The sequence below is a fragment of the Paenibacillus sp. FSL R7-0163 genome, assembly GCF_037969975.1.
Classification (GTDB): domain Bacteria; phylum Bacillota; class Bacilli; order Paenibacillales; family Paenibacillaceae; genus Paenibacillus_AQ; species Paenibacillus_AQ odorifer.
In genome coordinates this window covers 2,954,965-2,974,548 of sequence record NZ_CP150224.1, presented here as the reverse complement: position 1 = coordinate 2,974,548, position 19,584 = coordinate 2,954,965, and the positions used below count along the sequence as shown (strand labels likewise).

Genomic DNA, 19,584 nt, shown 5'->3' with positions numbered 1-19,584 from the left:
TATAATGTTATTGATTCGACTCAAGCTCTTCAAGTGCCCATTCGCAAAATTGTATAGAGCTCTCCATATCAAGCACACGTTTGCGGATCAGTAAATAACGTCCAAAAGTTGTGGCTTTTAACTCACGAGTCTCACCGCGTTCATCACGCAAGACTTCGTTTGCTTTGAGCAAAACCTTGTATCGCTCCAACTCACTCTTACAAAACTCTGCACGTTTTAGTAATAGGTCCTTGGCTTCTGCGGGGTTGGATAGCCATAAGCTATACAGCTTAAAATGCAGTTCATCCCGTAGCACCGGAGGCTCTGCAGTAGTTTCCACCCATTGCCGCAATTGCTCCAGTCCTGCTTCCGTAATGGAGTATTCTTTTTTATCCGGTTTGTCGGTCTGTTCAATGAGCTTAAAGGTGATATAACCTTGTTGCTCCATGCTCATTAATAGAGGGTAGATTTGACTATGTCCAGCACGCCAGAGCGGCTTGATATTCTGAGTTAATTCATATCCAGACAATGAGTTAGCGCTAAGTAAAGCTAGAAGTCCATAAGACAGTGTATTCATTACTATAAAGCCCTCCAGTTATTATAAATCCGTTTTCATTGAATTTTTCGGGGATATGTCATCATTGACATATTGATCATACGATTATAACATTATTCGAGTCACCTTATATATGTAAAAGTAGACATATAAAAAATAATGAGGAGGGGAAGCATGGAAGAAAATCAAGCAAGCAAAATACATTTTTGGCCGATCATGATTGCCATATTCTTCGGAAATTTCGTCTCTGTCTTAAGTACAACGACGATCAACATTGCTGTTCCTCTTTTAATGGATCATTTCAATACGAGTCTGAACACCATGCAATGGATGGTCACCGGTTTTATGCTGGCGACAGGAGTAACCGCACCACTCGCCGGATATCTCGGAGGAAGATTCAGCTACAAAAGGCTTTATCTTTTCGCCTTGATGGGATTCACCATGTTCTCTTTGCTTTGTGCTTTGGCATGGGATCCAACATCATTAATTGTATTTCGGATGCTTCAGGGTTCGTGTAGCGGTCTCATTATGGCTTGTACGATGACCATCATATTTCAAGTAATACCGGGAGAACGCAGACCGTTTGCTGTAAGCCTCTGGTCGCTATCCGCGATGGTCGCGCCAGCCATAGGTCCGACGTTTAGCGGTTGGCTGCTCCAATATGCCAGCTGGCATTGGTTATTCTTAATTAACATTCCTATTGGAATTATAGCTGTTATTCTAACCCTAACGTTAATCCCATATTATCGAATGAATATTCCGAAGTCATTTGATATTCCTGGTTTCCTCACCGTTGTCCTCGGTAGTTTATCGTTATTAACCGCATTTAGCCAAGGCAACAGCTGGGGATGGACTTCATGGAAAACTTTATCGTTAATCCTTTTGGGGGTTGTGTTGTTAATTTTGTTTGTTTTGCGCGAGCTGAAGGCGGAGGTGCCTCTGCTGAATTTGCGTGTATTCCGTAATCGCCGTTTTACCGCCATGCTTAGTATCTATAGTTTGGTTACGATTGCGATGTATGCCGGAACCTATTTAACCCCTTTGTTCTTACAAACGGTAGAAGGGGCTACAACGCTTAAAACAGGGCTGATTTTATTGCCGTCCTCGATCCTCCTTGCCTTGCTGAGTCCAATCGTAGGTAAGCTGTATCCAAAGTTCGGACCTGTGAAGTTGATTTCTGCGGGTATTTTATTTATATTCATCGGTTTATTCATGCTTAGTCGGCTGCAAACGAACATATCTTATAGCTTTATTATGTGGGCGATGGTCGTTCGTAATCTCGGCATTGGACTAGCCAATGTTCCAAGCAGTACAGCCTCAATGGAGGAAATTCCCGTCGAATGGTCTGGGCATGCTACGTCGATCAACAACTGGGTCCGCAATGTGTTAAGCTCACTTGGGATTGCAGTATTCACTTCCCTGTTGTCGAGTAGATCTTTACTCCACTCTAAAGAGTTGATCAGCTCCGGTGCAAGTAATACAGATTCGATACGTTTACTATCGTTCACGATGGGTGTGAATGATGTTTTTGTGGTAGGTTCCATTATCGTGTTGTTTGGATTTCCGCTGATGTTTTTATTACGCAAGAAGCGTACTGTGGTAACTGTACAAAGCGCGGGATAACCGGTACGAGAAAAAAAGCAGATCAAGGTTTTATCCTTGATCTGCTTTTTGACTTAGATTACGTTATGTTAATAAACTTTAATGCATCATATCGCCCATTCCACCCATACTGCCCACAATTTCCGGATTAATCATCCCAAATATCATCGCTATATGCGCCACGACCAAGAAGCCACTAATTAGCAGAAAATGCAGCTTCATCTTGTGCTCTTCCGATCGTTTACGGGCAATCAGATCAAGATCTAACAAAGCCAGTGGCAATAAGAAGAGTACTCCGCTTAAATAGAAGCCCACGGCTACGATATCAACCCATGTGTGCCATTCCCCATTCACAGACAAAGGAATAAACGCAGTTGGGAACAAGTAAAGGAATACCCCTGTGAAATATAACCCTGCGAGTATGCTGCAGACTTTGTTGAAGGATCGTAGTGGGCCTTTTAGGTTCTTGGTGAATAAAATAATAAACTCTGTAATGGTAATCGTCTCAGCAAAAATCACGGGGATTGCCATGAATATAATCAAGTTCCAAGGCTGGTTGTCCGCTAGCAAAGACATGTAATGCGTCATGTTCATAAGATACTCCTCCGATAATATGTAATAGCTTCGGTTACTTATCGTATTCGAGAAGTATGTGGAAAGTATGTGGAAACGAAGGTATGATAAATATATGCAATAATAACAGTCGAGGGGAGCAAGACAACCGTGGGAAGAGGATTACAAAACATTTTATTTGATTTAGATGGTACTTTAACAGACCCCAAAGAAGGCATTACCAAAAGCGTAGAATACGCTTTGAACAAATTTGATATACAGATCGAACATTTGGATGAGCTTCTTCCTTACATAGGTCCTCCGTTATATGATTCATTTATCGAGCTGCACCATTTCACTGAGGAACAAGCGCTTCAAGCGGTTGCTTTTTACCGGGAGCGTTACAGTGCCACGGGATTATTTGAGAATATGGTGATTGAAGGTATACCCCAATTGCTGGAGGGACTTAAGACGAATGGATACTCATTGTATGTAGCAACCTCCAAACCGACTGTTTTTGCAGCACAGATTCTTGAGCATTATAAGCTCGATCATTATTTCAAACATATCGGAGGAAGTAATCTGGACGGTACCCGTTCTAAGAAGCAAGAGGTTATTCAGTACGTGCTTGATGAGAATGACATACATCCAGAGGAAGCGGTAATGATAGGAGATCGTAAGCATGATATGATCGGTGCTATTGGCTGTGGTGTCGAATCTATTGGAGTGACTTTTGGTTATGGTCCCAAGGAAGAGCTTGAACAAGCCGGAGCAGACCATATCGCCTTTCGTGTGGAAGAAATTGCAGATATCATTCAGCATATTTCATTGAGAGAACGGTGCACCAAATGAGTGTTATGAATACTGAACTACTTGACGGGAAAACAATTAAGCTGGTTCCAATAGATGAAAGTCATGCAGAAGGATTGGCGAGAGTGTTAAGAAATCCAGACATCTGGGAATTTACCTGGCGAAAAATAACGTCGGACGAGCAGGTGCAAGGATTAATCTCAACAGCTTTAGCAAATCAAAAAAACGGTTCACAAATTACCTTTACTATCATTGATAAAGCAACGGAGCGAATTATCGGAACCACAAGGATTATGCATCCGGATTTGGTTCATCGCAATGCGGAAATCGGATGTACCTGGATCTCGCCTGATTATTGGAGAACTAGTGTGAACACAGAGGGCAAGTCGCTGCTGCTACACTATTGTTTTGAAGAACTTAAGCTGATCCGTGTAGAATTTACAGTGGTCGCGAACAACTTGAGGTCACAAAGAGCAGTAGAACGAATTGGGGCGGTTAAAGAAGGAGTTCTGCGCAAGCATAGAATCAAGTCTGACGGATCGATTCATGATAATGTGGTCTTTAGCATATTGGATACCGAATGGCCTGCTGTAAAAGAAAATCTGCATTATTTGATAAATGATAAATACGCATAAGTATAGATAGTAGCAAACAAACGGGCTAGGGGCTGTTCCATAGGGTGCTACACTTCATCTAGAATAGATGAATCAGAGTGGCGATGGAAGCAATTAGTTGAAGCAGAGCGTTTAATTGTATTTTGTACAACTATAATTCCTTAATTGGTTGGGTCATAGATATAACTGTATTTAGTACATCTATTTTCCTCATTTACTTCCGTATAGGTAGATTTTTAGGTTTTTAATTGTACAGAATACAATTAAAACAAGTATAGTTGCTTTTTCATCCGGAATAAGTGCACAGAATGCAGTTATTTCACATTCACCCTATATCACTCCCCATTATCTCATTCAAATCCTTTAAATTAGGTGCTAGAAGTATACTAAGAGGGGATACCGGAAGCTACGGACGGTCCGAAAGGATCCCTCAAGAGCATCAGACTTGGCAGCTCCAGCATAGTGTGTGGACAATTATACTTTGGTGGATCAGCGGATGTTTAAGCGGGTTAAATCAGAGTATATAAGGATTTGCCCATAAATTTGCTTAAGCCCCGCCACAGATCAAAAACACCAGGCAGCGATACTCCATTTCCCGGAGTATCGCTGCCTGGTTGTTTTTTTAATAACAGAGACCGCTACAAATTCTAGAAAGAGCTGCTAGGGGCAGCGCCTTCTTTTATGATTCAGCCAATAGGCTGCTTATGGTTATTGTTTAGGACTTACAAGGATTTTTACTTGATTTTTTTCTTTCAAAAGTGCCTCAAACCCGTGATCAATCACTTCATTCAGTTTAATTCTCTTAGTAACAAGCTTCTCAGCAGGGAAGTACCCTTGTTCCATCAAGCTAATTACAGCTGGAAAAACATCACGGTATCCGATGATACCAGTTAAGTTGCGTTCTTTAAGTACGATATTGTTTGGAGTAATCGTAGCATCTTTTTCGAAAATACTAACGATCATGATTTGTCCACTCAATTTAGTGGAATTAATGGCTTGGGTTAGAACGGGAGGGACGCCAGTGACTTCAAAAGCAACATCTACGCCACCATCGGTACGTTTTTGAATTTCTTCGACCACATCATATTGTTTAGGATCGATTACAATACCACCGAGTTCTTCAGCTTTACTCTTACGTTCTTCAGAAAGTTCTACAACATAGATTTCCGCTGCACCGGATGCTTTCAAAGCTTCAATGACCAGCAAACCGATTGGGCCAGCACCGAATACTACAGCTTTATCTCCAACCTTTAGTTGACTGGAACGAACAGCGTGTAGAGCAACGGCAGAAGGTTCCACGAGAGCACCTTGTTCATAGGATAAGCTGTCTGGAATTTTGTGCACCATATGTTGGTCTGCTGCGACGTATTCTGAGAATCCACCGCCACCACCAGCCAAACCTAGGAAGCCCATTTTTTCACAAAGATTATATTTACCTTGTCGACAAGCCACACATTCACCACATGCAAAAACAGGTTCAACGACGACGCGATCACCAACATTAAACTTGCTAACGCCTTTACCTACTTCTACGATTTGTCCAGAAAATTCATGTCCCATTACGACTGGAGCTTTTTCACCAGTAAGGGGATGATCAGTACCTTGGGGGATGAAAATAGGGCCGGCTACATATTCGTGAAGATCGCTGCCACAAATTCCGCACCATTCGATTTTGATTTTCACTTTTCCTTCAAGGGCTGCTGGTTCTTCAATCGTTTCTAACCGTAGATCTTTGACGTTATGCCATCTTAATGCTTGCATATCATTCATCTCCTAGATTAATAATTGATAATAAATAGTGTTTTATTTCTGGAAAAGAGGAAACGTTTCCGAGAACAAATATGTCACATAATTTTCATATTGTCAAATTTAAATAATGAAAATATTAATATCGAAAATTAGTGAAATATTTCACTAAAACAGAGGTATATCAAGACTTTAGGTTCGCATTAGCAGCTGAGATAAGTATTCTTCTATGTACTATTATGTTATAATCTATACATTGAAATTTTGACTTTAGATGAGCGGAATAAAGATAAATACGAAAACGATTCCGGAAATAAGGGGACTATCAGAGTGGCTAATAAAAACAAAGTAACCATAGAGGATGTAGCGAAACGGGCGGGGGTAGGTATTGCTACTGTCTCAAGAGCCATTAATAATTCAGAGGGAATTAGTTCCAAGACCAAGGCGCTGGTACTTCAAGTGATTGAGGAGATGGGTTTCACTCCGAACACCTCTGCGCAAAGCCTCAAAATCCGCCAAACGAAGCAAATTGCTCTGGCCGTTCCTGACATCCGCAACGCAATTATTCCGGATATCGCCTGGTCCGTAGAGCAAGCCGCTAAACAACATAGCTATCGGGTAATTCAAATTAATACTTCTGGCAACCCGCGCACTGAGCTCGAAACGATTCGTGAGGTCAAAAAATTACATGTAGATGGACTCATTATCATGCCTCTTGCTTATCCAAAGACCATGGTAGAGTTAATTAATAAATCGAGTGTTCCGGTCTCCATCATTAACTACGGGAAAAGAATCACAGAAAATGTGAAAGCAGACATCGTCAGCTTGTCACGTTTTGAAGGTCAATTAGTGATGGAGCATTTAATCAATATCGGTCGAACTAGAATTGCATATGCAGGAGCTCAAAAAGATCTTATTGAAGATCGTTATCTTGCCTATCAGCAAGCTTTAAAACAAGTGGATATTTCGCTTGTTTATTTTGGCGAAGACTTTTCCTTGCAAACGGGGTTACAAGCTGCTGATTATTTCTACAGCCTGACACATATGCCAGACGCTATTTATGCAGTGAATGACATGGTGGCGATAGGTATTGTAAATCGTTTTAAAGAATTAGGCGTTCGTGTTCCGGAAGATGTGGCGGTGGTTGGGGTGGATAATAACTCATGGACAACTATTACAACGCCTCAGATTAGTTCGGTTTCCATCATGGGGAATGAAGTGGCGCGTTTAGCCACACAGCTTCTTTTACAACGTATTCAGGATAATATTACCGGGGAGTATCAAAGGGTGCAGCTTGATCCACGATTAATCGTGCGAGAGTCGAGTGTTTCGGTTAGACGTAGTACGAATTAACGGCCTTAATTTGCGACTAATAAGAATCAATAGGTTGTAAATCCTTTAAATCCTGCTAGACTTAATACAGAGTAATTTGATTGGAAATTAAGAAATGAGGTGCGGATCATTATGGCTAATATTTACAAGAGCTTAACCGATCTGATCGGAAATACACCGTTATTAGAGATTTCAAAGTATAGTAAAACCCAAAACGTAGAAGCAAGGGTTCTTGCCAAGCTGGAATCCTTTAATCCTGCAGGTAGTGTTAAGGATCGTATTGGGTATGCATTGATCAAAGATGCGGAAGAGAGAGGTCTCATCAATAAAGATTCTGTCATTATTGAGCCTACCAGTGGAAACACTGGGATTGGACTTGCTTTTGCAGCTGCTAGCTTGGGGTATTCACTGATCATCGTCCTACCAGATACATTTAGTATTGAACGCCGTAAATTAATGCTGGCACTAGGTGCTGAGCTTGTGTTAACACCGGGAACTGAAGGGATGAGCGGAGCTGTAAGAAAGGCAGAACAATTAGCTGCGGAAATTCCAAATTCATTTATTCCCCAACAATTCAGCAATCCTGCGAACCCGGAAATACACAGAACGACTACAGCTGAGGAAATTTGGCGGGATACCGATGGAGATGTAGATATTTTTATAGCAGGTGTTGGTTCTGGAGGCACTATCTCGGGTGTTGGAAAAGCGTTGAAAGAAAAGAACCCCGCAGTCCAAATCGTTGCTATCGAGCCGTTTGACTCCCCTGTTTTATCAGGAGGCCGTCCTAAGGGACATGGGATTCAGGGCATTGGAGCTAACTTTATTCCGGAGAATTACGATAATGAGGTAGTGGATGAGATTTTTCAGGTGAAAAATGATGATGCCTATAGCGTATCACGTGCACTTGCGAGAACAGAGGGTTTGCTGGTGGGTATCTCCTCCGGAGCAGCTGTTTACGCAGCTACACAAATCGCTAAGCGTCCTGAGAATAAAGACAAGACCATCGTGGTAATTCTGCCGGATACCGGTGAGCGTTACTTAACAACTACTCTGTTTGATTTTTAACGGAACATGAGCTCGAGATCCAACTAATTGGCTTTAAATTCATGAGGCTCAGCAATATGCTGAGTCTTTTTGTTGTTGGAGTATTGGCTGGGTATCTCAAGATAACGGGTACTCAAGTAACTAAGAAGTTTAAGAGGAATCCAAAACTCCAATTTTGCATAGTAGCCAAGGAAGTTCAGTGTGTTACGGACCGTATTGCAGCTATTTCGCCTTTTAAGCTCATTTTGCTGCGTTATCGGACTGTATAGCACTTATTGGCCAACATTTATGGATAAGTGGTGTGGTTTTAAGTAAATAGCTGCAACTGAGTCCGATAGACTGCCACAAACCCGCAAATGAACAAAATAACGTCTCCTGAGTCCGATCCATCAGCGAAAAGTATGTTATCCAGTAGGAGGATTCCAAAACTCCAATGTTCTTGAGTTTGATCCATCAACACAACACGATGATTGCCCCTAAAGCGACTCGCACGCCTTAAATCACCCGCCTCACAAATTCTAATCGTTTTTTCCTGTTGTGTAATTTCCAGTTTAGAATAAAATGGAACTATTCCGCTAACCGCGCGTAACCGATAAATAAGAGAGATAATGATAGATCAGGAGGTACATATGAACACGAGAACTCTAAAAATACTGCTACGTACCACACTTGCTGCCTTATTGTTAAGTGTATTGCTTTTGCCGGCTGTAAGTTTAGCCAAAACTGCTGTACCTAAGCATACGGGTTCATTTTATGTGAATGATTTTGCGAATGTGATTGACGAGAAAGCAGAGAATTACATGGTGAACTACGGTATTCGATTACATCAGGCTACTGGAGCTCAAGTTGTGCTTGTAACTGTCGACTCTACTGAAGGGGTTTCGATGGAAGAGTATGCAAAATCGCTTTTCAATAGCTGGGGTGTGGGGGCTGCGGATAAAAATAACGGTCTGCTGCTGCTCCTTTCTATAAAAGATGATGATTATTGGGCGGTACAAGGTAAAGGTATAGAGGAATCATTGCCTAACAGTAAGATTAAAGAGATTCTTTCACAATATCTTGAGCCGGATTTCGCAGCTAAAACATACAGTAATGGTGCTAGGAAGACGTATGGAGCTTTTATTCAAGCTATGGGCGGTACTTGGGCAGAAAATGTTGGCACCAAAAATTACGTATCCGATAATGCGGGTGTGCTCAAAAAAGTAACTAAAGACTATCTGAACGATTCCAGCAACAGATATAAAACAACAACCGGAAGTGGAATTTATGTGGTTACCGTAAAAAATGCTGGAGATAAAACATTGCAGGACTATACCTATATGAAGTTTGCTTCGGTAGGTGCTGGTCCTAAGGATGTTATGCTTGTATTGGACATAGGCGGAGACAACTATCATGTTCTACAAGGCAAGGATATCGACAAGATTTTAACCAATGAGGCTATTAGTAATATTTTAAATACCGTGCTTGAACCCCAATTTGTGAAAAAAGATTACGGAACGGGAGCTACAACGACAGTTAATTCGTTCTACAGTTTCTTGTTAGCGAGAGCGGATCATCCGCAAGGAGTCACTGGAAACAACGGAAACAATGTTAATCCTGGAACTACAACGAATTCTGGTACTTCCTCTACTACAGCTACAAGTGGAGGTGAGGCGGTTAGTAAAAGCAAGGCTTTTCTAATTTTCTCAGCGATTTTTGGTTCGCTCATCTTATTTGGATTTACTGCTTCACGACGCAATAGATATATAGAAATGTATGGTTTGCCATTTAATCCATATAGTCAAAGGAATATACGCCGTTATGGTCCTTGGCATGGTCAAGCGGATTACGGTTATGGCAGACGATGGCACAGACGTTATTATCATCACCATCATAATCATCATAGAAATACACCATCCAATAACTCACAGTCAAGCTTCTGGGGAAACAGTGGTGGCGGAGGCTCTACTAACGGTGGCGGTGCAGGAAGGTATTCCTCAAGCAACGAGAACCATGGTGGTGGAGGTTCCAGCAGTGGTGGCGGAGCAGGAAGACATTCTTCCAGCTCTTCAAGCAGCAGCAGATCTAACAATGATAGTGGCTCTTCCGGTGGAGGAGGTTATTCCGGCGGTGGTGGCTCATCAGGTGGCGGCGGTAGCGCTAGCGGCGGAGGTGGAGTAGGAAGACATTAGAATTTGATTAGCTATATGTGAGCAGGTAGCCAAAACTTTGGAAACCTGCTCTTTTTTGTTTTTGAAATGATGACTATTACTCAAATAGAAACTTTTAACGAAAATCATCGTCTATGATAAGGACGAGTTGTACATATTATCAAATTAGTAATATTTAGGGAGGAATACTTAGAAGTGAGCACTTCATCATTACCTCAACGTTCCAATGCACGCAATAAGAAACCTGTTAAGAAACCAATAAAAAAGCGTAAGAAACGGAGTTTTTTTCGCACCTTATCCAAAGTTTTTTTATTCTGCTTATTCTTAATGATCGCTGCTGGTGGATGGCTTTATTTTGCACCCTCGGCTCAGAACTTACGTTATACGATCGCAGATACGCTAATTACAACACAACATCGCTATATGGCTAAATATATTATAGGTGAAGATCAACTGAAGGACCGGGTAACCGAGTATACCGCCCGTTTTGAAGAGATGGGGGACGAAATAGATACACATACGATCGCTCCCGAACCTGAGGTGGTAGAGAAGCCACTTGTCGAGATTGAGAATGTCTCAGGCAGTGGTTATACCGGATATGTAATGATTGTTAATGATCCAACCAAAGTCCGGCTAGGAATACCTAATAAGATTGGTTCAGGTGAAAAAGTAACCAGTATGGTGAAGCGTACAGGCGCTGTCGCCGGAGTTAACGGTGGTGGGTTCGCTGATCCGAACTGGAAAGGTAACGGTTTTAAACCTATAGGAATTGTAGTCTCTCAAGGTAAATTATATTACAACGGTCTAGGCGGTAAAAAATCTACACAGATTGTTGGTCTTGATAAACAAGGAAAAATGGTTGCCGGGAATTATACACTAGATGAGATTAGTAAAATGGGGGTTCAGGAGGCAGTTACTTTTAGCCCGCGGCTAATCGTCAATGGCAAAGGATTGATTAAGAATGCAGCGGAAGGTTGGGGGATTGCACCTAGAACAGCAATGGGTCAGCGGGCAGATGGCGCTATTATTTTTGTGGTAATTGACGGTCGACAGCCTACTTATAGTATTGGAGCAAATCTCTATGATGTGCAGCAAATTTTGCTTAAGCATGGAGCCGTGATAGCGGCTAATCTTGATGGTGGATCTTCTACGGTACTTGTAAAAGACAATGAGATTATGAATAAACCTTCATCCCAATATGGTGAGCGGTATTTGCCTACAGCCTTTTTAGTTTTTGAGCATCCAGAACAGGTTGATATGCCAAATATTTGGAAAGGACTAGATCCTGCCAAGATTGATGCTGGGAAAAAGAGAACACAATAAGTACGCGTTATTGGGCACCTGAAAAGGATTATCTTGGAATGAGAGATGTATTTATGCTACGATATCAGCTAGTATGAAACAGAATGCAGTACGAATAGGTCTGGAACAGGGGGAATAGGAGTGACGTTGCAGCAGCTCCGCTACGCTATCGAAATTGCAAATAGTGGCTCCATGAATGAGGCGGCAAAGAAGCTCTTTGTTTCTCAACCGAGCCTGTCCAACGCTATTAAAGAGCTTGAAAATGAACTTGGGATTACCATCTTTGAACGGACGAACCGTGGAATAAGCATTTCTGTAGAAGGAATGGAATTTCTCGGATATGCCCGTCAAATCATTGAACAAACAGAGCTTATGGAGAATCGTTATACTGGGAAAAAGCGTAGCCCAATCTATTTTTCCATTTCGACTCAGCATTATGCTTTTGTGGTAGATGCTTTTGTGAGTCTCATGAAGCAAAGTGATGTCTCAGAGTACAACTTCAGCTTGAGAGAGACGCAAACCTACGACATCATCGAAGATGTGCGTACCCTCCGTAGCGATTTAGGGATTCTTTATATTAACGAGAGCAACTATAAGCATATGAATAAGCTGTTCAGTGATGGTAATCTGAAATTCACGCCACTCTTTAATACCGACCCACATCTTTATGTCAGAACTGAACATCCGCTTGCCCAGAAGGAAAGGATTTCGCAGGACGATATTTTACCTTTTCCGTATATTACTTTTGAACAAGGTGAGAACAATTCACTTCACTTCTCGGAGGAAATGTTAAGTTTTTCTCAGATTGAGAAGAATATTAAAGTGAATGACCGGGCAACCTTGACCAATTTATTAATGGGCACGGACGGTTATACGGTGGGTACAGGAATCATGGCATCCGATCTGAACGGTAATGGACTGAAGACGATTCCATTTGAGAGTAATGAAGTATTCACGGTTGGTTGGATTGCACATAAAGATCGCAGACCTAGTGTGATGGCATCCAAGTATATAGAAATCTTAAATGACTTGGTTTCCGGAAGTTATTTTGATCTAAATCATTTTTTACTATAGCTGTAGGAGGATCGGTATGATTAGACCCGTAACTGGCACCCAGAGAAATGCTCCACCCTTTCGCTATGATATCGTCGGCAGCTTCTTGCGTACGGAAGAAATTAAAGCAGCCCGCCTCCAATATGAGAATGGTGAAATCACAGGAAGTGAGCTTTATGAAATAGAGAATATTGAGATTGCTAAACTACTGGAACTAGAAAAGGAAGTAGGATTATTAGCAGTTACAGATGGTGAATTTCGCCGTTCCTGGTGGCATCTTGATTTCTTTGTTGGAATTAAAGGAACTGAAAAAATTAACTTAAACCAAGGGAGTGGAAGAGCGGAAACGGTTCAGCGCGCGGAATCATTCCGAATTGTTGACCGAATTTCCTTTGAAGATCATCCGATGCTCCAGCAATTTATCAAGCTCAAGCAAATGGCGGGAGACCGAATACCCAAAATGACGATTCCTTCACCTGCATTATTTCACTTTGTGGAGGAGTTTAATGGAAATGAAGTTTACCCTGATAAGGAAACTTTATTTCAAGATATCATAGCGGTTTACCAAACTGCGATTCAAGCATTTTACGATGCAGGCTGCCGTTACCTCCAGTTAGACGATACAACTTGGGGAACGCTGAGCAGTGGTAGACATCGCGCACATTTACGCAGTAGAGGTACAGATCCAGATCAGTTAGCAAAGGATTATGTTAGGCTGATTAATGAGAGTATTGCGAAGCGTCCGCATGATATGACCATCGCTCTGCACGTATGCCGAGGTAATTTTCGCTCCACTTGGTTCGCTGCTGGTGGTTATGAGCCTGTTGCCGAGGTGCTTTTTTCCAATACAAAAGTTGATGCCTTTTTCTTGGAATATGATAATGAACGAGCTGGTGATTTCGAGCCTTTACGATTTATTAAAGACCAATTTGTAGTGTTGGGATTAGTGACAACCAAACATGGGGGTCTGGAGAGTAAAGAGCAGCTTAAGGCAAGGATCGAAGAAGCCGCGCAATATGTAGATATTGAGAAGCTGTGCCTAAGTCCCCAGTGTGGATTTGCTTCTACGGAGGAAGGAAATATTCTAACCGAAGAAGAGCAGTGGGATAAAGTACGCCTTGTGATCGAAACCGCCCGAGAGGTCTGGTTATAATTAAATAAGCTAATTTGGTGGCCTGCTATAGCGTAAGCTTATGGTAGGCCATAGTTTTTAGGAGTTACCCTGTCCTGATTGTACAGTGCTATAGTGAATTCAACAGAAAAGCACAGACAAAGAAGGAGGACGAACCCCTATGAGTACCATCCAAAAAGGAAATCAAAGAACTGAAGTGCCATTCAGAGTAGATATCGTTGGCAGCTTCTTACGTCCGGAAACGATTAAGAGAGCTCGTGTCCAATATCAAAATAATGAAATCTCCGCTGATGAATTGCGCAAGGTTGAAGATACAGAGATTACCAGAGTCGTGAAAAGACAAAAAGCGGTCGGATTAAAAGGTGTAACGGATGGAGAGTTCCGCCGCTCTTGGTGGCATTTAGATTTTATGTGGGGCCTTGAAGGGGTAACAAAGAAAGTCAGCCCAGTGGGCTACCTGTTTAATGGTGTAGAGACTAGAGCGGAAACTGCAGAATTATCCGGAAAAATCCGTGGGACTAACCATCCGATGATCGCTGACTACAGACAATTGGTTAGCATAGCGGGAAATGATGTAGTAGCTCGCCAAACGATTCCTTCGCCAGCGCAGTTCCTTGCTGAACTTCAGCGCAATCAAAAGACAACTGTAGCGGTTTACAACAACCAGGATGAACTAGTGGCTGATATTGCTGCAGCTTATCGTGAAGTTATTCGCGACTTCTATGAGGCAGGTTGCCGTAATCTGCAATTGGACGACTGCACATGGGGGATGCTCTGTGATAAAGGATATTGGGAAGCTCGTCAAAAAGAGGGTGTAGATGTTAACGAAATCGCTAAGCTATACGCATTTGTAAATAACGAAGCGATAAAAGATCATCCAGCAGATATGGTAATTACGATGCATGTATGCCGTGGGAACTATGCGTCCACTTGGGCAGCATCCGGCGGATACGAGCCTATCGCAGAAGTGTTATTCGGAACGGTGGATGTAGATGGTTTCTATCTGGAGTTCGATACGGATCGGGCCGGAGATTTTGCACCCCTTAGATTTATTAAAGATCAACAAGTGGTTTTAGGTTTGTTCAGTTCGAAGTCAGGTGAGCTTGAGAATAAAGAAGAAATCATAGGACGGATTAAAGAAGCTTCGCAATATGTGGATATCAATCAGTTGTGCCTGAGCCCACAATGTGGTTTTGCCTCTACGGAAGAAGGAAACCATCTGACAGATCAACAACAATGGGACAAACTGCAGTTTATTAAAGAGATTGCAGATGAAATATGGCAGTAATCTATAAAAAATTAGCAGGCTCCTGATTGAATCAGAAGCCTTTTTCTATGCGTATTGTGACAGCTTAGAGGATTAACCTACTACTGCACTTTACTAGAGCTATCGAAGAAGGGTATAATAAGTAACAATTGTTTTTAATTCATGTTGAAAGAGAGCGGGAACAATATGGGTCGTAAGTGGAATAATATTAAAGAAAAGAAAGCTTCCAAAGACGCAAACACAAGTCGTGTTTATGCAAAGTTTGGTGTTGAGATTTATGTAGCAGCAAAGAAGGGTGAACCCGATCCAGAAGCGAACCGGGCTCTGAAAGTTGTATTAGAACGTGCAAAAACTTACAATGTACCAAAAGCGATCATTGACCGTGCGCTTGATAAAGCTAAAGGCAGCGCTGAAGAAAATTATGAAGAGCTTCGTTATGAAGGATTTGGACCTAGCGGTTCAATGATCATCGTTGATGCGCTCACAAATAACGTTAACCGGACAGCTCCATTGATCCGTTCAACCTTCAGTAAGAATGGCGGAAATATGGGTGTCAGCGGATCAGTAGCTTACATGTTTGACTCTACGGCCGTTATAGGTGTGGAAGGTAAAACTGCTGATGAAGTAATTGAAATGATGTTTGATGCAGAACTTGATGTACGCGATGTGCTGGAAGAGGATGATGCAGTTATTGTTTATGCAGAGCCTGATCAGTTCAATGCAGTGCAAGAAGTATTCAAAAATGCAGGCATCACTGAATTTACTGTTGCTGAGTTAAACATGCTTCCACAAAACTATGTGGCACTCCCAGAAGATGCTCAAGCTCAATTCGAGAAATTGATTGATGCTTTGGAAGACCTGGAAGATGTTCAACAAGTGTATCATAACGTAGATTCAGAAGAAGAATAATTTAAGTTTTATAAAGGGCGATGGAGTTCGCCATAACTGTCTCTCTGAGACTAATGACTCCTACCAGTGTGAGCTTCCCTGGTAGGGGTCTGTTTTATTGTTGAGACTAATTTATTTTGTCCTTAGGAGCTGTCGAGATGAATCCATGGTCTACCCGATGGTTTGAAATCACTAAGAAGCGAAGTTATTTTGCACTTTGGAGTACTTTTATCAAATGGATTGTGCTTGGTAGTGTGGTTGGCATTTTATCCGGCACCGCCTCTGCTTTTTTTCTGAAAAGCTTGGATTACGTTACAGATGTACGTTTAGAGCATCCGTGGCTACTTTATTTGTTGCCTCTTGGGGGAGTACTTGTTAGTTTCTTATATATGCGATATGGCAAGAACAGTTCTAAAGGCAATAACCTCATTCTAGAACAAATTCAGGACGGACAAGAAACCATACCTTTGCGAATGGCTCCATTGGTGTTGTTCGGAACATTAGTAACCCACTTATTCGGTGGATCCGCTGGGCGTGAAGGGACAGCTGTTCAAATGGGCGGAAGCCTTGCGGAATGGTTCGGAAAGCTGATTAAAATCAGTCCTATGGATCGCAAAATATTGTTAATGTGCGGAATTAGCGGTGGTTTTGGATCTATATTCGGCACTCCACTAGCAGGAACTTTGTTTGGTCTAGAGGTAGTAACCATTGGACTTATTAGTCAACAGGCATTACTTCCATGTTTTGTGGCTAGCTTTGTTGGTGATCTGGTCACCACTCGATTGTGGGGCGTTCATCATACACACTATGTAGTGAATGAATTTCCAGCCTTAAGTTTAATGATTATTCTAAAAGTGGTATTGGCCTCTGTAATTTTTGGTCTCGTGAGTATGCTTTTCAGTGAACTGACTCATTTTCTAAAAAGAACCTTCACCGCCATGATAAGCAATCCAATGATAAAAGGTGCAGTAGGTGGATTAATTATCATTGCCTTAGTATTCCTTGTAGGGTCTCGTGATTACTTAGGCCTCGGAATTCCATTAATCAAGGATTCTTTTGAGGGAGATATCTCACCGTTCGCTTTTTTATGGAAGCTGATCTTTACTGCCTTTACCTTAGGAACAGGATTTCAGGGTGGTGAGGTTACTCCGTTATTTGTGATTGGTGCCACACTAGGCAATGCTTTGGCTGAAATATTACATGTGTATGGACCCTTTTTAGGTGCCCTCGGTTTTATTGCTGTCTTCTGTGGAGCTACTAGCACGCCTATCGCTTGCTTTTTAATGGGGATCGAGCTGTTTGGTTCGGAAGGAGCCATATACATGTTTATCGCTTGTGTGGTGAGTTATTTATTCTCCGGACATAGTAGTATTTATACTTCACAGCTTATCGGTGTATCGAAGAGCCAGTTCATTACAATTCCTCAAGGGACTAGGATCGGTACGGTCAAACGCACCCGCAAAAAATAAGAGGACCTCTCGGATGATGGTTGACAAGTAACGGCATGCGTTTTAAACTGTTACCAAACGAAGGGATGGTTCAACATGATTCATGTGGAAACTGAAAAATTATATACCAGAAGCTGCTCCGAACAATCGGATACAAACGATGAAACGTTGTCCGGAGCTTAATCAAAAAGCGAATCGCTTTTTATATCATCGAAAGATAGCTAGGTCATTTTAGTGTGATTATTCATGCTTATTTGATTACGCCATCTTCCGATGTTAATGATTAAGAGGCTGTAGACAATTTTCGTCTACAGCCTTTTGTGTTTATAATGTTCAGTTTCCAAACTGACAATTATCTATTTGTGCCGTCTATTCGTGCACGGATAAGCAGAAGGCTTGCGCCCAAGGGCGCGGTGTCTTCTGCTTTTTTTGTGCTTAAAAACAATTATAGAAAAGAGGAAAGTAAATGAGTTTACTTGAGGTTTCTAATTTATCACATGCTTTTGGAGATAAAGTGCTGTATAAACAGGTTTCTTTGGAAGTCTACAAAGGGGAGCATGTAGGTGTGGTGGGTCAGAATGGAACAGGGAAAAGCACATTAATTGGTATTCTGACGGGCGAGGTGATTCCTGATGGTGGAACGATTAAATGGCAGCCCAATATCAAAATAGGCCATCTTGATCAATACGCGGTTATTGATGGGTCAAGTACAGTTCAAAGTTATTTAAGGCGAGCGTTCACTGAATTATACAAAATGGAAGAAAAGATGAATGCACTTTATGCGGAATGTGCAGTTACTGGCAATGAAGTGCTTTTGCAGAAGGCAGCAGACCTTCAACAACGACTCGAGGCGCTCAACTATTATTCTATCGAGAGCAATATCAGTAAAGTGGTTACGGGGCTAGGATTAAACGCAATGGGGATGGACCGTCCTATTGATCAGCTTAGTGGGGGGCAGCGAACCAAAGTTATATTGGCAAAGCTGTTGCTTGAACAACCTGATGTGTTATTGCTCGACGAGCCCACCAATTATCTTGACACCACGCATATTAACTGGCTTGCTGAATATCTGATAGCGTTCGATCAAGCCTTCATTGTGGTCTCTCATAACTATGCTTTTCTCGATAAAATATCAACAAGCATTTGCGATATTGAAGGGGAAACGATTAAGAAATATCATGGCAAATATGCTGATTTTTTGAGACAGAAGGAGCATTTTCGCGAGAGCCATATCCGGCAGTACCATGCACAGCAGAAGAAAATTGAAGCCACTGAGCAATATATCCGGAAAAATGGTGCTGGTGTTAATTCTAGAATTGCCCGTGGCCGTCAGAAGCAGCTGGATCGTATGGAGAGAGTCGCTGCACCGACGTTTGTCACTAAAGCATCTATCCGTTTTCAAGAGCTTCCTGCTAATGCACAAGTAGCGCTTAGAGTAGACCATCTTGTGGTTGGTTACGAGAAGCCGCTGCTGCCAAAATTAAAATTCTCGATTCGAGGAGGACAAAAGATAGTCATTACAGGCTTTAACGGCATCGGAAAATCAACATTGCTGAAAACATTAGTTGGTCAAATCCCCTGTGTTGCCGGGGCTTTCCGCTTTGCCGAACAAGTCTCTATTGGTTACTACGAGCAAGATTTAATTTGGGAAAACGATAACATGACACCTATTGAAATCGTCTCATCGTTTTATCCAAAATTGACTATTAAGGAAATACGTCGTCATCTAGCATTATGTGTTGTAAAAGATAGTCACGTTACACAGCCTATCCGTACACTCAGCGGTGGCGAACAATCTAAAGTTAAGCTGTGTCTTTTATTGCTTACAGCATGTAATTTCTTAATCTTAGATGAGCCCACCAATCACTTAGATGCCGAAACGAAAGATGCTTTACAGAAAGCTTTAATCCAATTTAAAGGTACAGTGATTCTGGTTTCTCATGAGGAGCAATTTTATCAAGGGTGGGTGGATCGTGTAATCAATATTGTGGATGAAAATAGAAATAGAGAACTAAAGTATAGCCATAGATAAGGTTAACTAGTAACATGAAGCTGTTCCAAATTAATACAATCGTCTTCAAATGGCTTCCTGGTTTAAGTGAATATTAA

Annotated in this window: 16 protein-coding genes and 1 riboswitch; of the genes, 13 read left to right on the top strand and 3 right to left on the bottom strand. The window is 41.8% G+C overall.

All coding sequences use genetic code 11. The features are described from left to right. Nucleotides 1–7: 7 nt before the first annotated feature. The gene (locus tag NST45_RS13060) at nucleotides 8–556 is read right to left on the bottom strand and encodes a PadR family transcriptional regulator (RefSeq protein ID WP_076141670.1); all 549 of its coding nucleotides are present in this window, start codon (nucleotides 554–556) and stop codon (nucleotides 8–10) included. Between the two features lie 153 nt (nucleotides 557–709). Here NST45_RS13060 and NST45_RS13055 point away from each other — a divergent pair, with 153 nt between their 5' ends. Further along, nucleotides 710–2,158, top strand: a complete 1,449-nt coding sequence (locus NST45_RS13055; RefSeq protein ID WP_038570799.1) for an MDR family MFS transporter — start codon at nucleotides 710–712, stop codon at nucleotides 2,156–2,158. 78 nt (nucleotides 2,159–2,236) lie between these two features. On the opposite strand, the gene NST45_RS13050 is transcribed toward NST45_RS13055, so the two are convergent. Then, nucleotides 2,237–2,731, bottom strand: a complete 495-nt coding sequence (locus NST45_RS13050; RefSeq protein ID WP_038570801.1) for a DUF6803 family protein — start codon at nucleotides 2,729–2,731, stop codon at nucleotides 2,237–2,239. A 129-nt stretch (nucleotides 2,732–2,860) separates the two neighbouring features. Here NST45_RS13050 and NST45_RS13045 point away from each other — a divergent pair, with 129 nt between their 5' ends. Together NST45_RS13045 and NST45_RS13040 are read left to right on the top strand one after the other, a co-directional pair. Then, on the top strand, nucleotides 2,861–3,541 hold the full coding sequence (locus tag NST45_RS13045) for an HAD family hydrolase (RefSeq protein ID WP_036678119.1): 681 nt from the start codon (nucleotides 2,861–2,863) through the stop codon (nucleotides 3,539–3,541). Further along, nucleotides 3,538–4,134 carry a GNAT family N-acetyltransferase gene (locus NST45_RS13040; RefSeq protein ID WP_036678116.1) on the top strand — a complete coding sequence of 199 codons (597 nt, stop codon included), beginning with the start codon at nucleotides 3,538–3,540 and terminating at the stop codon, nucleotides 4,132–4,134. The genes NST45_RS13045 and NST45_RS13040 overlap by 4 nt, the downstream gene beginning before the upstream one ends. Nucleotides 4,135–4,821: 687 nt before the next feature. On the opposite strand, the gene NST45_RS13035 is transcribed toward NST45_RS13040, so the two are convergent. After that, nucleotides 4,822–5,874, bottom strand: coding sequence for a 2,3-butanediol dehydrogenase (locus NST45_RS13035; protein ID WP_036678113.1), 1,053 nt, complete (start codon nucleotides 5,872–5,874; stop codon nucleotides 4,822–4,824). A gap of 315 nt (nucleotides 5,875–6,189) precedes the next feature. On the opposite strand from NST45_RS13035, the gene NST45_RS13030 reads away from it, so the two are divergent. From NST45_RS13030 to NST45_RS12985, 10 genes are all read left to right on the top strand, one after another. Beyond that, nucleotides 6,190–7,212, top strand: coding sequence for a LacI family DNA-binding transcriptional regulator (locus NST45_RS13030; protein WP_036678110.1), 1,023 nt, complete (start codon nucleotides 6,190–6,192; stop codon nucleotides 7,210–7,212). A gap of 111 nt (nucleotides 7,213–7,323) precedes the next feature. Then, nucleotides 7,324–8,256 carry a cysteine synthase A gene (gene cysK, locus NST45_RS13025; protein WP_038570807.1) on the top strand — a complete coding sequence of 311 codons (933 nt, stop codon included), beginning with the start codon at nucleotides 7,324–7,326 and terminating at the stop codon, nucleotides 8,254–8,256. A 608-nt stretch (nucleotides 8,257–8,864) separates the two neighbouring features. After that, nucleotides 8,865–10,406 carry a TPM domain-containing protein gene (locus tag NST45_RS13020; RefSeq protein ID WP_051491005.1) on the top strand — a complete coding sequence of 514 codons (1,542 nt, stop codon included), beginning with the start codon at nucleotides 8,865–8,867 and terminating at the stop codon, nucleotides 10,404–10,406. Nucleotides 10,407–10,580: 174 nt separating this feature from the next. Beyond that, on the top strand, nucleotides 10,581–11,708 hold the full coding sequence (locus tag NST45_RS13015) for a phosphodiester glycosidase family protein (RefSeq protein WP_036678103.1): 1,128 nt from the start codon (nucleotides 10,581–10,583) through the stop codon (nucleotides 11,706–11,708). Between the two features lie 120 nt (nucleotides 11,709–11,828). Beyond that, nucleotides 11,829–12,761 (top strand): LysR family transcriptional regulator, encoded by a 933-nt coding sequence (locus NST45_RS13010; protein ID WP_036678100.1) that lies wholly within the window; start codon nucleotides 11,829–11,831, stop codon nucleotides 12,759–12,761. Nucleotides 12,762–12,777: 16 nt separating this feature from the next. Next, a complete protein-coding gene (locus NST45_RS13005; RefSeq protein WP_036678098.1) occupies nucleotides 12,778–13,893 on the top strand; it encodes a 5-methyltetrahydropteroyltriglutamate--homocysteine S-methyltransferase in 1,116 nt (371 codons plus the stop codon). 139 nt (nucleotides 13,894–14,032) lie between these two features. Next, complete coding sequence (locus NST45_RS13000) at nucleotides 14,033–15,160, top strand: 5-methyltetrahydropteroyltriglutamate--homocysteine S-methyltransferase (protein WP_076105623.1); 1,128 nt, start codon at nucleotides 14,033–14,035, stop codon at nucleotides 15,158–15,160. A 165-nt stretch (nucleotides 15,161–15,325) separates the two neighbouring features. Further along, nucleotides 15,326–16,048, top strand: coding sequence for a YebC/PmpR family DNA-binding transcriptional regulator (locus NST45_RS12995; RefSeq protein WP_036678376.1), 723 nt, complete (start codon nucleotides 15,326–15,328; stop codon nucleotides 16,046–16,048). Nucleotides 16,049–16,055: 7 nt separating this feature from the next. Then, nucleotides 16,056–16,118, top strand: a riboswitch (Fluoride riboswitch). 67 nt (nucleotides 16,119–16,185) lie between these two features. Next, nucleotides 16,186–17,496, top strand: coding sequence for a voltage-gated chloride channel family protein (locus NST45_RS12990; RefSeq protein WP_076213290.1), 1,311 nt, complete (start codon nucleotides 16,186–16,188; stop codon nucleotides 17,494–17,496). A 445-nt stretch (nucleotides 17,497–17,941) separates the two neighbouring features. Further along, nucleotides 17,942–19,507, top strand: a complete 1,566-nt coding sequence (locus NST45_RS12985) for an ABC-F family ATP-binding cassette domain-containing protein (protein WP_076213295.1) — start codon at nucleotides 17,942–17,944, stop codon at nucleotides 19,505–19,507. The last annotated feature ends 77 nt before the right edge of the window (nucleotides 19,508–19,584 follow it).